This window comes from Methylobacterium oryzihabitans, assembly GCF_004004555.2.
Classification (GTDB): Bacteria; Pseudomonadota; Alphaproteobacteria; order Rhizobiales; family Beijerinckiaceae; genus Methylobacterium; species Methylobacterium oryzihabitans.
The window spans coordinates 148,810-160,915 of the sequence record NZ_SACP01000015.1 but is presented as its reverse complement, the minus strand read 5'-3'; the positions used below and the strand labels follow the sequence as shown (position 1 = coordinate 160,915).

General features: G+C 73.7%; 12 protein-coding genes and 1 pseudogene. 8 read left to right on the top strand and 5 right to left on the bottom strand.

Going from position 1 to position 12,106, the window contains the following annotated elements; translation table 11 throughout:
• Positions 1-211: pseudogene (locus EOE48_RS16560) on the top strand (hypothetical protein); the annotation flags it as partial.
• 247 nt (positions 212-458) lie between these two features.
• On the opposite strand, the gene EOE48_RS16555 reads toward EOE48_RS16560, so the two are convergent.
• Complete coding sequence (locus EOE48_RS16555; protein ID WP_127731070.1) at positions 459-1,331, bottom strand: lytic transglycosylase domain-containing protein; 873 nt, start codon at positions 1,329-1,331, stop codon at positions 459-461.
• A 140-nt stretch (positions 1,332-1,471) separates the two neighbouring features.
• Here EOE48_RS16555 and EOE48_RS16550 point away from each other — a divergent pair, with 140 nt between their 5' ends.
• From EOE48_RS16550 to EOE48_RS16530, 5 genes are all read left to right on the top strand, one after another.
• The gene (locus EOE48_RS16550; RefSeq protein ID WP_127731068.1) at positions 1,472-3,097 is read left to right on the top strand and encodes an ABC transporter ATP-binding protein; all 1,626 of its coding nucleotides are present in this window, start codon (positions 1,472-1,474) and stop codon (positions 3,095-3,097) included.
• Positions 3,094-4,323, top strand: a complete 1,230-nt coding sequence (locus tag EOE48_RS16545) for a phosphopentomutase (protein ID WP_127731066.1) — start codon at positions 3,094-3,096, stop codon at positions 4,321-4,323. The genes EOE48_RS16550 and EOE48_RS16545 overlap by 4 nt, the downstream gene beginning before the upstream one ends.
• A gap of 4 nt (positions 4,324-4,327) precedes the next feature.
• Positions 4,328-5,698, top strand: coding sequence for a cytochrome P450 (locus EOE48_RS16540; protein ID WP_187371442.1), 1,371 nt, complete (start codon positions 4,328-4,330; stop codon positions 5,696-5,698).
• 92 nt (positions 5,699-5,790) lie between these two features.
• Positions 5,791-6,423: a TetR/AcrR family transcriptional regulator gene (locus tag EOE48_RS16535; RefSeq protein WP_127731064.1), complete on the top strand. Its 633-nt coding sequence runs from the start codon at positions 5,791-5,793 to the stop codon at positions 6,421-6,423.
• Positions 6,424-6,515: 92 nt separating this feature from the next.
• Entirely contained in the window at positions 6,516-6,950 is a 435-nt protein-coding gene (locus tag EOE48_RS16530) for a DUF2852 domain-containing protein (protein WP_127731062.1), read from the top strand.
• A gap of 306 nt (positions 6,951-7,256) precedes the next feature.
• Here EOE48_RS16530 and EOE48_RS16525 read toward each other — a convergent pair whose 3' ends face one another.
• The 4 genes from EOE48_RS16525 to EOE48_RS16510 all read right to left on the bottom strand — a co-directional run bounded on the left by EOE48_RS16525 (position 7,257) and on the right by EOE48_RS16510 (position 10,489).
• Positions 7,257-7,694 (bottom strand): DUF3429 domain-containing protein, encoded by a 438-nt coding sequence (locus tag EOE48_RS16525; RefSeq protein WP_127731060.1) that lies wholly within the window; start codon positions 7,692-7,694, stop codon positions 7,257-7,259.
• 89 nt (positions 7,695-7,783) lie between these two features.
• A complete protein-coding gene (locus tag EOE48_RS16520) occupies positions 7,784-9,157 on the bottom strand; it encodes an ATP-binding protein (protein WP_425463667.1) in 1,374 nt (457 codons plus the stop codon).
• 61 nt (positions 9,158-9,218) lie between these two features.
• Positions 9,219-9,935 (bottom strand): response regulator, encoded by a 717-nt coding sequence (locus EOE48_RS16515; RefSeq protein ID WP_127731056.1) that lies wholly within the window; start codon positions 9,933-9,935, stop codon positions 9,219-9,221.
• Positions 9,932-10,489, bottom strand: coding sequence for a MarR family winged helix-turn-helix transcriptional regulator (locus EOE48_RS16510; protein WP_127731054.1), 558 nt, complete (start codon positions 10,487-10,489; stop codon positions 9,932-9,934). The genes EOE48_RS16515 and EOE48_RS16510 overlap by 4 nt, the downstream gene beginning before the upstream one ends.
• Positions 10,490-10,691: 202 nt before the next feature.
• On the opposite strand from EOE48_RS16510, the gene EOE48_RS16505 reads away from it, so the two are divergent.
• Positions 10,692-11,579 carry a branched-chain amino acid aminotransferase gene (locus tag EOE48_RS16505; protein ID WP_127731052.1) on the top strand — a complete coding sequence of 296 codons (888 nt, stop codon included), beginning with the start codon at positions 10,692-10,694 and terminating at the stop codon, positions 11,577-11,579.
• A gap of 170 nt (positions 11,580-11,749) precedes the next feature.
• A complete protein-coding gene (locus EOE48_RS16500; protein WP_127731050.1) occupies positions 11,750-11,995 on the top strand; it encodes a DUF3072 domain-containing protein in 246 nt (81 codons plus the stop codon).
• The last annotated feature ends 111 nt before the right edge of the window (positions 11,996-12,106 follow it).

Genomic DNA, 12,106 nt, shown 5'->3' with positions numbered 1-12,106 from the left:
GGCGGGCCGGGCCGCGACCTTCGCGGCGGCCTCCGCCGCCGACGCCCGCACGGCGGCCGACGCCGCCGAGGCCGCCGCCCTGTTCTCGCCCGCGGCCTGGGCCGGGGCGGTGGCGATCCTCGACGAGGCCCTCGGGATCGGCGAGGCGGCGCCGGCCGTCCCGGTCGATCTCGCGCGCGAGCGCATGGCGGCGGCGCGGGCGGCTGTTTGAGTAAATATTCATAGTATTTACCGCGCGAAGAACCCCTTTCCCGGACGACTGGAACGCAGTGAAAGGAGATCCGGGATCCAGCACAATAAGTCGCGAAGCGTCCATACACAGCGACAACGCTGAGATATGGAGCCGCTTCGCGGCACATCTGACGTCTGGATCCCGGATCTCCTTCCGCTTCGCTTCAGTCGTCCGGGAAATGGGGCCTGTTCTTTGGATCGAGAGTCAAGCAAGCTCCGAGCGCGGCTCAGGTCTTCAGCACGAGGCAGGCGCCGCCGGTGCCGCGGATGCGGTTGCACAGGGCCTCGGCCCCTGCCCGGGACTCGGCCGGGACCCGGATGCGGTAGAAGGCGCGGGTGCCGCGGTTGCGGAAGCGGGTGCCGATGACCATCGGGCGCACGTCGCCGAGGATCCCGACGTAGCGGTCGCGGGCGCGGCCGAAGGCGGCCAGCGCCGCCGCCTTGGAGAAGTTGCCGGCGAGCTGAATGCCCCAGGGCGCCAGCGACGGCGTGCTGTCGGCGAAGTAGGTCTCGTTGCGCCCGCGCACCCGCAGGGCCGCCGTGACCTGGAGGCAGCGGGTCTCGGCCGGTTCGGTCAGGTCGCGCTTGGGGTCGGCCTTCGCCTCGGCGGCCCAGTCCTCGGCCGGGCGGCCGGTGATGGCGACGACGTAGGCCCGGGTCTCCCCCGGCAGGCCGCCGGTGCCGGAAAGCCACGCCGAGACCCGCCCCGGCCCGCCGTTATAGGCCGCCGCCGCGAGGCCGAGATTGCCGAACCGCTTGCGCAGGTCGACGAGGAGGCGGGCCGCCTCGGGGATCGCCTGCTCCGGGTCGAACGGGTCGGCGAGGCCGCGCTCGGCCGCCGTGCCGGGCATGAACTGCGCCACGCCCTGCGCCCCCGCCCGGCTGACCACGCCGGGGCGGAAGCTGCTCTCGCGCCAGATCAGCCGGGTCAGGAACGACACCGGCAGCGACTGCGCCGCCGCCGCGCCGTCGATCAGCCGGCACAGGGCCTGCTCGACGCTCTCGCTGCCGCCGGTGCCGGTGCCGGTGGCGGCCTCGGCCGGCGCCGCCGCGAGCAGGACGGCGAACAGGGCGGGGCGGGGGGAGGGAAGGCGCGTCACGGCGCCCTACGTAACCGAGCCGGGCGGGCGCGGGAATGGCCCCCGCCCGCCGCGGGAGCTTGGCGGCACACGATGCCGCAGGTTACGGGAGGGACCCTTCGTCCCATACCGGCCGGGGACCCCATCCGATCGCGGAGCCGATGACCGCATCCCTCCTCTCCGTCCAGGACCTCTCCGTCGCCTTCCGGCAGGGCGGGCGTGAGACGCTCGCCGTCGACCGGGTGTCGTTCGAGATCGCCCCCGGCGAGACCGTGGCGCTGGTCGGCGAGTCCGGCTCGGGCAAGTCGGTCACCGCCCTGTCGGTGCTGCGCCTCCTCGACGGGGCCGCCCATCACCCCGGCGGCCGGGTCCTGTTCAAGGGCCGCGACCTCCTTGCCCTGCGCGACGCCGAGATCCGCGCCGTGCGCGGCGACGCCATCACGATGGTGTTCCAAGAGCCGATGACCTCGCTCAACCCGCTGCACCGGGTCGGCGATCAGGTCGGCGAGGTGCTGCGGCTGCACCGGGGCGCGTCGGCCGCCGAGGCCCGCGCCCGCACCCTCGACCTCCTGCGCCTCGTCGGGCTGCGCAACGCCGAATCGCGCCTCGGCGCCTATCCGCACGAACTGTCCGGCGGGCAGCGCCAGCGGGTGATGATCGCGATGGCGCTCGCCTGCGAGCCCGACCTGCTCATCGCCGACGAGCCGACCACCGCCCTCGACGTCACCGTCCAGGCCCAGATCCTCGACCTGCTCGCCGACCTCAAGGGCCGCCTCGGCATGGCGATGCTGTTCATCACCCACGATCTCGGCGTGGTGCGCCGGGTCGCCGACCGGGTCTGCGTCATGCTCCAGGGGCGCATCGTCGAGACCGGCCCGGTCGCCGAGGTTTTTTCCGCCCCGCAGCACGACTACACCCGCCGCCTGCTCGCCGCCGAGCCGAAGGGCCGCGCCAACCCGGTTCCGGCTTCGGCCGAGACGCTCGTCGAGGCGGGGCCGATGAAGGTGTGGTTCCCGCTCCGCACCGGCCTGTTCCGACGCACCACCGGCCACGTCAAGGCGGTGGACGGCGTCTCGGTGCGGGTGCGGGCCGGCGAGACCGTCGGGGTGGTCGGCGAATCGGGCTCGGGCAAGACGACGCTCGGCCTCGCCCTCCTGCGCCTGCTCGCCTCCGAGGGGCCGGTCGTCTATCTCGGCCGGCGCATCGACGGGCTCGGATCCGGCGCCATGCGGCCGCTGCGGCGCGAGATGCAGGTGGTGTTCCAGGACCCCTACGGCTCGCTCTCGCCTCGGCTCTCGGTCGCCGAGATCGTCGAGGAGGGCCTGCTGGTCCAGGGCCGTGCCGGCAGCACCGCCGAGCGCCGCGCCACCGTCGCCCGGGCGCTGGCCGATGTCGGGCTCGACCCCGCCGCCATGGACCGCTACCCGCACGAATTCTCCGGCGGCCAGCGCCAGCGCATCGCCATCGCCCGGGCCATGGCGCTCGACCCGCGCTTCGTCGTCCTCGACGAGCCGACCTCGGCCCTCGACATGTCGGTCCAGGCCCAGATCGTCGCCCTGCTGCGCGACTTGCAGGCCCGGCGCGGCCTCGGCTACCTGTTCATCAGCCACGACCTCAAGGTCGTGCGGGCGCTCGCCAACCGCGTGATCGTGATGCAGGACGGCCAAGTGGTCGAGGAAGGCGAGGCCGACGCGATCTTCGCCGACCCGAAGACCGCCTACACCCGCGCCCTGTTCGCCGCCGCCTTCGACCTCGCCACCGCCCCGGCCGGAGCGGTGCGGGAATGACCGCGCCCGGCCGCGCCCTCGTCGTCGTGCTCGATTCCGTCGGCATCGGCGGCGCGCCGGACGCCGCCGCCTACGGCGACGCCGGCGCCGACACCCTCGGCCACATCGCCGAGGCCTGCGCCCGCGGGGAGGGCGACCGCGCCGGCCTGCGCGCCGGCCCCCTGCGCGTGCCCCACCTCGCCGCCCTCGGGCTCGGCCTCGCCGCCGGCGCCGCGACCGGCCGGGTGCCGCCCGGCCTCGCCCCCGTAGGCCCGGTCGCGGGCGCCTGGGGCCACGCCGTCGAGACCGCCCGCGGCAAGGACACGCCCTCGGGCCACTGGGAGATCGCCGGTCTCGTCGCCGACTTCGAGTGGGGCCACTTCCCCGCCACCGAACCGGCCTTCCCGCCCGCCCTGACCGCGGCCCTCGTCGCCGAGGCCGGGCTGCCCGGCCTGCTGGGCGACCGCCACGCCTCCGGCAGCGCCATCGTCGACGCACTCGGGGCCGAGCACGTCCGGACCCTCCGGCCGATCGTCTACACCTCCGCCGACAGCGTGTTTCAGATCGCCGCCCACGAGGAGGCCTTCGGGCTCGACCACCTCTACGCGGTCTGCCGCATCGCCCGGCGCCTGTGCGATCCCTACCGGGTCGGCCGGGTGATCGCCCGGCCGTTCGCCGGCGACGCGGCGGCGGGCTTCGTCCGCACCGCCCACCGGCGCGACTTCGCGACGCCGCCGCCCGGCGACACCCTGCTCGACCGCCTCGCGGCGGCGGACCGCCCGGTGGTGAGCGTCGGCAAGATCGGCGACATCTTCGCCCACCGCGCCACCGGCCGCGAGATCAAGCCGCACGGCAACGACGCCTGCCTCGACGCGGCCCTCGCCGCCCTGGCCGACCTGCCCGCCGGCGGGTTCGTCTTCGTCAACCTCGTCGATTTCGACACCGAGTACGGCCACCGCCGCGACGTGCCGGGCTACGCCGCCGCCCTGGAGCGGTTCGACGCCCGGGTGCCGGAGATCCGCGCCGCCCTGCGGCCGGGCGACCTCGCGCTCGTCACCGCCGACCACGGCAACGACCCGACCTGGGCCGGCACCGACCACACCCGCGAGCAGGTGCCGGTCCTCGCCTTCGGTCCCGGCCTCGCGCCGGGCGCCCTCGGCCGGCGCGCCACCTTCGCCGATCTCGGCGCCACGGTCGCGGCGCATCTCGCCCTGCCGCCCGGCGGCGCCGGACAATCCTGGCTGTGACCGCATGAGCGCGACGACGATGCCGGCCGGGGCCTACGCGCCGCCGGCGCCTCCCCTGGCGGGCCGGATCGGCTGGCTGCGCCTCCTCGCCGCGTTCCGGCGCAACGCGCTGGCGGCGCTGCCGGAGGCCTGCCTGCACGAGCCGGTGGTGACCCTGCGGCTGCCGTTCGGCGGCGCGATGGTGCTGGCCTGCACGCCCGAGGCGGTGCGCCAGATCCTCGTCTCCGGCACCGACGCCTTCGCCCGGCTCCCGGCGGGGCGGCGGGTGCTCGGGCCGATCGCCGGCCGCGGCCTCGTGCTCGCCGAGGGCGAGACCTGGCGCCGCCAGCGCCGGGTCCTCGCCCCGGCCTTCACGCCCCGGACCGTGCCGCTGATGGCCGGGCACATCGCCCGCGCGGCGCAGGCCAGTGCCGCGCGGCTCGACGCCACCCTCGGGCAGCCGGTCGACCTCCACGCCGAGATGCAGCGGCTGAGCCTCGACATCGCCGCCACCGCGATGTTCTCCCTCGAGGCCGACACCTTCGGCCCGCGGATGCGCGCGATGGTGTCGGGCTATCTCGGCGGGCTCGGGCGCCCGACGATCGCCGACTTCCTGCTCCCGCCCGGCCTGCCGACCCCCCTGAGCCCGCGCCGGGCGCTGTTCCGCCGCCGCTGGACCGCTCTGGTGCGGGGCATCGTCGCGGCCCGCCGGGCGGAAGGCGCGGGGACGGAGGCGCCGCGCGACCTGTTCGACCTCCTGCGCGCCGCCCACGGCGACGGCCCGGACTCGCTCCTCGTCGACGAGATCGGCACGATGATCGTCGCCGGGCACGAGACCACCGCCTCGACCCTGTTCTGGGCCTGCACCCTGCTCGCCCGCAGCCCGGGGATCCAGGACGCCCTGGCCCGCGAGGCGGCGGAGCTCGACCTCGGCGAGGCCGGCGCCGCGGCGGCGCTGCCGCGCCTGCGCCTCGCCCGGGCCGTGGTGCAGGAGACGCTGCGGCTCTACCCGCCGGCCCACGTCATCGCCCGGCGGGCGGCGCGGGGGGGCGAGATCTGCGGCACCGCGATCCCGGCCGGCGCGACCGTGATGATCCCGACCTGGGTCCTGCACCGCAACCCGCGCTGGTGGGACCGGCCCGAGCTGTTCTCGCCCGCCCGCTTCCTCGACGGGCCCGAGCCGGACCGCCACGTCTACCTGCCGTTCGGCGCCGGGCCGCAGGTCTGCATCGGGGCGCAGCTCGCGCTCGCCGAGGCGACCCTGGTCCTCGCCCGCCTCGCCCGCGACCACGTCCTCGCCATCGACGGCGACCGGCCGGTGCTGCCGGTGGCGACCGTGACCCTGCGGCCCGACCACAGCCCGCTGTTCCGCCTCGCCCGGCGCCGGCCGGCCTGACCGGATCCCCGGAACCCGACCCCCGAATCCGGCATCCCCTTTGTCCGGACATCCTCTATAGGTCCGGCGATCCACGGAGGCGGGGACCACGAGTGCGACCCTGGCGCGGCGAGGCGTCTGACCGGCGCGGCTACCATCACGGCAACCTCAAGGAGGCGCTGATCGAGGCGGCGCGCCGCTTCATCGCGGAGCGGGGCCTCGGCGGCTTCACCCTGGTCGATGCCGCGCGCCTCGTCGGGGTGTCGCCGGCGGCGCTCTACCGGCATTTCCGCGGCCGCGAGGCGCTGCTGGAAGAGGTGGCCGAGCGCGGCTTCGCCGACCTCGCCGCCCGCCTCGGCCGGGCCCTGCGCGGCCCCGGCACGCCGCTGGAGCGGTTCACCCGGATGGGCGAGGCCTACCTCACCTTCGCGGAGGAGGAGCCCGGTTATTACGCGGCGATCTTCGAGGCCCGTCCCGCCGCGGCCGGCCCGCCACCCGACCGCGACGCCTTCGGCCTGCTGGTCGAGGCCCTGCGCACCACCTTCCCGGAGGGGTTCGGCACCGTCGACCCGCGCTTCGTCGCCCTCGAGGTCTGGTCGCTGTCACACGGCATCGCGACGCTCGCGGCGGCCGGCCGGCTGCCGGTGGGGCCGGGCCTGCCGACCAAGCACGACCTGCTGCGGGCGGGCGTGCTGGCCCTGGTCCACGGGGCCGGGGCGACCGGCGGCGTCGCCGATCGCGGCTGAGCCGGGCCGTTCAGAGATTTCCCGCGCGCAGCCTTGAAACCCCTTCGGCCGACCCGCATGTAAATCCCGTTCACATGCGCCGGGAGATCGACGTGACCTCTTCCTCTGCTCCCTGGTCGCGCAGCCGCACTGGCCGCGCGTCCGGGCCCTTCCCGCGCCGCTCCCTCGAGATCGGCGCGATCGTCATCGGGTTCATCTATGCGTGGCCGGTCGCGGCCGCCTACGTGGTGTGGAAACTCATGGGCTACCCCGCTCTCAACGAACTCAAGAGCTTCGCCCAGCGCGGCCTCAACGGCGGCCTCGGCGGCTTCACCGCCTCGTTCTCCGGCGCGGTCCGCCGCGACACCGGCAACTGGGCCTTCGAGCAGTACCGCCAGCAGGAGCTGGAGCGGCTGGAGCAGGAGCGCCGGCGCCTCGAGGACGAGAGCCGCGCCTTCACGGACTTCGTCGACGAGCTGAAGCGCGCCCGCGACCGCGAGCAGTTCGACGCCTTCATGGCCAAGCGCCGCGCCGGCTCGAACTACTGAGCCGGGCTCGGACGGCCGTCCTGATGCGAGAGAGGCCCGGAGCCGTCGGCTCCGGGCCTTTTTCCGGTTGGAGCGTTGCCGATCGGCGCCCGTGACGGACGACCGGAACGAGCGCCGATGATGCGAATTCCGGAAGATTGCGTCCGGGACATCGCATCACCAGCCCGCGCGCCGCGTGAGCGGAGCCGAAATCCGCAGCGCGCCGCGATCCCGCAGGGATCGCCTGAAGCGATCAATCGAAAATCGTAAGACGGTGTGCAGGCCGGTGCAGCGCCTCTTGCGTGCCGGGGCTGGCCTCGCCGCGGCTCACCCCGCGATCAGGGCCAGCCCGAGCAGCAGCACCACCGCACTGGTGAGCTGCCAGCGCAACGTGGCGTACCACCCCGGGGCGTAGCCCTGCCGGATGGTCCACAGGTCGTAGGCGAGCAGCCCGGCGAAGCCGGCGATCAGCAGCCCGAGCCCGGCCCTGCCGGTCACCAGCAGCCCGGCCCAGGCGAGCAGCGCCGGCACCACCGAGACGGCGTAGCCGGTCCAGCCGCGGTCGAACCCGTCCGGCGCCCGCATCGCCACGCCCCATTGCGCGCCGCCCATGAACGACAGGATCGCGGCGCCGTAGGCCAGCAGTGCCGCCTCGGCCGGGACCGGCACGGGCACGCCGAGCACGGCAGCCAGCGAGAGGGCCGCGAACGGGATCACCCCGGCCCAGCCGAGGACGAAGGCGGAGATCGGTCCTCCGGCGGTCATGGCGCGGCGTCGCTCCCGGTGGTCGTGGATCACGCCCGCGATCTGGGGCGACGGGTGAGCGCGGACAGGGACCCGCGACCGAACGCCCTTCAGGCCGGAACCCGCACCGTCGCCCGCAGGCCGCCGAGCACGCTGTCGTGCAGCGACACGTCGCCGCCATGGGCGCGGGCGATGTCGAGGGCGATGGCGAGGCCGAGGCCGGAGCCGCCGGCGTCCTGGCGGGCGTCGTCGAGGCGCACGAACGGCTTGAACACCTCTTCGCGCAGGTCGGGCGGGATGCCGGGGCCGTCGTCGTCGATCGAGACCGCGAGCCAGCGCGCCTCCAGCCGGGCGGTGATCGCGACGGTGTCGCCGTAGCGGGCGGCGTTGGCCGCGAGGTTGAACAGGCAGCGCCGGAAGGCGTCGGGCCGCACCGTCACGGTCGGGCGGCCTTCGACCGACACCTCGCTGACATGGCCGCCGAGGCGCTCGACGTCGGTGCGCAGATCCTCCAGCAGGGTGCGCAGGTCGGTCGGCGCCGCCTGCTCGCCGGAATCGCCGCGGGCGAAGGCGAGGTAGCCCTCCAGCATCCGGCTCATCTCGTCGACGTCGCGCTGCAGTTCCTCGACCTCCGGCGTCTGCTCGACGAGCGCGAGGGAGAGCCGGAACCGGGTCAGGATCGTGCGCAGGTCGTGGCTGACGCCGTTGAGCATCGTCGTGCGCTGCTCCATCGCCCGCTCGATGCGCCGCTTCATCTCGATGAAGGCGTGGCCGGCCTTGCGCACCTCGCGGGCGCCGCGGGGACGGAATTCCAGCTCGCGGCCCTTGCCGAAGCTCTCGGCGACGTCGGCGAGCCGCAGGATCGGCCGGATCTGGTTGCGCAGGAACAGGATCGCGACGCCGAGCAGCACCAGCGACGAGCCGCCCATCCACAGCAGGAAGATGTGCGAGTTCGAGGCGTAGGCCTGGCTGCGGCGGGCGATCACCCGCATCACCCCGCCGGGAATCTCGACCCGGATCTCGATGAGGTTGGAGCGGCCGACCGTGTCGATCCAGAACGGCCGCTTGATCTGGCGGCGGATCTCGTCGGAGAGCGCCTCGTCGAGGATCGAGAAGAACGGCCGCGGCCCCGGCGGCGGCAGCTTGGCCCCGTGGAGCAGGTCGATGTCGAGGTTCAGGCGTTCGGCGGCGATGCGCTGCAGGGTCTCGCTGTCGCGGTCTTGCGGATAGCTCTCGTAGATATCGATCATCGCCGCGACGTCGGCGGTGACCGCCGCCGACAGGCGCCGGGTCACGAGCTGCCAGTGCCGCTCCATGAAGGTGTAGGCGATCACCGATTGCAGCAGCACCATCGGGGCGATGATGATGATGAGCGAGCGGGCGTAGAGCCCCTTCGGCAGCCGATCGCCGATCGCCCGCGAGACCCGCCGCCACGCCAGCCGCAGCGGCGAGCGCCGGGCGGCGGGCGGGCCGCCGGCCGGCAGGACCACCGGGGGCGCCGCCGGCGTCGCCGCGGCGGGGGACGGGGGCGCCACCGACGCCATCCTAGTCCAGGACGAGGCGGTAGCCGACGCCGCGCACCGTCTGGAGGTAGCGTGGATTGGCCGGGTCGTCCTCGACCTTGCGGCGCAGGCGGTTGACCTGCACGTCGAGGGTGCGCTCGTTGGCGGCGTTGCCGCAGGCCAGCACCTCGCGGCCGATCGGGCTGCCCTTGGCCAGCGCCAGGATGGTCAGCATCTCGCGCTCGCGCTCGTTGATGCGGATGCCTTCCTCGTCGCGGGCCAGCTCGCCGCGCTCGATCCGGAAGGTGAACGGCCCGAAGCGCACCGCGTCGAGGGGGGCGGCCGCCCCGGCCGGCCCGCGGGTGCTGCGGCGCAGGATGTTGTTGAGGCGCAGGATCAGCTCCCGCGGCTCGAAGGGCTTGGGCAGGTAGTCGTCGGCACCGATCTCGAGGCCCGTCACCCGGTCGTTCGGGTTCGAGCGCGCGGTCAGCATCAGGATCGGCACCTGCGAGGTCAGGCGGATCTGGCGGGCGTAGTCGAATCCGGTCTCCCCCGGCATCATCACGTCGAGGACGAGGGCGTCGAAGACGAGGCTCGCGCCCTTGGCACGGGCCTCGGCGGCGCTCGCCGCGGCGGTGACGCGGAACCCCTGCTCCAGCAGGAAGCGGCTCAGCAGGTCGCGCAGGCGGCGGTCGTCGTCGACGACGAGGATGTGGGGGGCGTGGTCGGGCAGCTCGGCCCGCAGGGCGGGGGCGCTCACGGCTCGTCCGCCGGGCCGGTCTCGGCCGTGGCGGCGAGCAGGCGGCTCACCGCCTCGCGCTCGCCCGGCTCGATCAGCGCGAGCAGGAAGCGGCCGGCCGGCTCGCGCAGCTCCGGTCCGACCTCGTCGAGGGCGCGGCGCAGGCGCCGGCCCTGGACCGCCGCGAGGCGGCGGGCGAGCCGGCGCCCGCCCGGGGTGCAGGTGAGCAGCCGGTGGCGGCGGTCGCTGGTGCCGGTGCGCTGCGCGATATAGCCCTGCTCGATCAATTCCTTCAGCACCCGGTTGAGGCTCTGCTTGGTGATGCGCAGGATATCGAGGAGTTCGGCGATGGTGAGGCCGGGATTGCGGTCGACGAAGTGCAGCACGCGGTGATGGGCGCGGCCGAAGCCGTACTCGGCCAGGATCCGGTCGGGATCGGCGACGAAATCGCGATAGGCGAAGAACAGGAGCTCCATCAGGTCGTAGGCCGGTGCCTCGGGCCTGTCCTCGTTGGCAGCCGGCGGGGCGGCGTCGGGCGAGGGAATCTCCGGAGGAATCCTGGCGGCCTCGTTCACGCTGGGGCGTCCCTCGTCGGCTGGTCCGTCCGGGCCCGGGGCCCCGCGGGGATTTACGTCAGTGTTGTTGACATATCTCAGCCTCGTTGATACCCGTCAACCCCACCGGCGAAACGAACGAACGTCGCAAGCCCGTTTCGAGCACGAAGGTTGCGAGACACGCCGCCGGGCGGAAACGAACCGCATACGAGGAAGAATCGTCATGTCCGTCATCCCCTTCGACCAGCGTGATGGCCACATCTGGTTCGACGGCCGCATGGTGCCGTGGGCGGACGCGAAGATTCACGTACTCAGCCACGGCCTGCATTACGGCTCCTGCGTGTTCGAGGGCGAGCGCGCCTATGGCGGCGCGCTGTTCAAGAGCCGCGAGCATTCCGAGCGCCTGCGCCGCTCGGCCGAGCTGCTCGATTTCGAGATCCCGTATTCGGTCGACGAGATCGAGGCCGCCAAGGCCCTCGTCCTCAAGGAGAGCGGCCTGTCGGACGCCTATCTGCGCCCGGTGGCGTGGCGCGGCTCGGAGATGATGGGCGTCTCGGCCCAGGCCAACACCATCCACCTCGCCATCGCCGCCTGGGAATGGCCGAGCTACTTCGACCCGGCGACCAAGATGAAGGGCATCCGGCTCGACCTCGCCGAGTACCGCCGGCCCGACCCGCGCACCGCGCCCTCGGCCTCGAAGGCGGCGGGCCTGTACATGATCTGCACGATCTCGAAGCACCGGGCCGAGAACAAGGGCTATGCCGACGCCCTGATGCTCGACTGGGAGGACTACGTCGCCGAATGCACCGGCGCCAACGTGTTCTTCATCAAGGACGGGGTGATCCACACCCCGGCGGCCGACCGGTTCCTCAACGGGATCACCCGCCAGACCGTGATCGACCTCGCCCGCCGCCGCGGCTACGAGGTGGTCGAGCGCCGCATCCGTCCCGAGGAGCTGGAGGGCTTCTCGGAGTGCTTCATCACCGGCTCGGCGGCCGAGGTCACGCCGGTCTCGGAGATCGCGCAGTACCGCTTCCAGCCGGGCGCGATGACCAAGACGCTGATGGACGACTACACCGCCGAGGTGCAGCCGCGCGCCAAGGCGGCGTGACGCCGCCTCCCGCGACTTGAATGCGGCGTGAGCCCGCTACCGTGATCCTGCCGAGGCCTCGGACGCCCCCCGTCCGGGGCCTTCGCCTGTGGATGGGTTCGGTTTCCCGGGAACAGCGGCGGTCGGTCCCGCGTTCCTGTTCCGGAACACATCGTGAACGGAAACATCCCATGGCGAAGGCCCAGCACAAGCCCGACGAGACCAACCCGAAGGTCGATCCGACCGACGAGTCGAACCGCATCAAGGACCCGAAGGACTGGACCACCGGCGGCGAGCCGATGACCGGCGCCCAGGCGTCCTATCTCAAGACCCTGTCCGAGCAGGCCAAGGACGAGGATGCCTTCGACCCCGACCTCGACAAGGCCGAGGCGTCGCAGCGCATCGACGCGCTGCGCAAGGCGACCGGGAAGGAGTAGGCGGCCGGGTCGGCCGCGGAACGACGGTGGCGCGTCGCCGGCAGACGCGCGGCCCCTCCCCCTTCTGCGGGGGGAGGGGTCGGGGTGCGCGCGTCCGGCGATCGGACACCC

What these genes read in the sequence shown, in the direction of transcription:
- EOE48_RS16550 (WP_127731068.1), top strand. Translation starts at nt 1,472, where the DNA reads ATGACCGCATCCCTCCTCTCCGTCCAGGACCTCTCCGTCGCCTTCCGG.
- EOE48_RS16545 (WP_127731066.1), top strand. Translation starts at nt 3,094, where the DNA reads ATGACCGCGCCCGGCCGCGCCCTCGTCGTCGTGCTCGATTCCGTCGGC.
- EOE48_RS16540 (WP_187371442.1), top strand. Translation starts at nt 4,328, where the DNA reads ATGAGCGCGACGACGATGCCGGCCGGGGCCTACGCGCCGCCGGCGCCT.
- EOE48_RS16525 (WP_127731060.1), bottom strand. Translation starts at nt 7,694, where the DNA reads ATGACCGCCGGAGGACCGATCTCCGCCTTCGTCCTCGGCTGGGCCGGG.
- EOE48_RS16505 (WP_127731052.1), top strand. Translation starts at nt 10,692, where the DNA reads ATGTCCGTCATCCCCTTCGACCAGCGTGATGGCCACATCTGGTTCGAC.
- EOE48_RS16500 (WP_127731050.1), top strand. Translation starts at nt 11,750, where the DNA reads ATGGCGAAGGCCCAGCACAAGCCCGACGAGACCAACCCGAAGGTCGAT.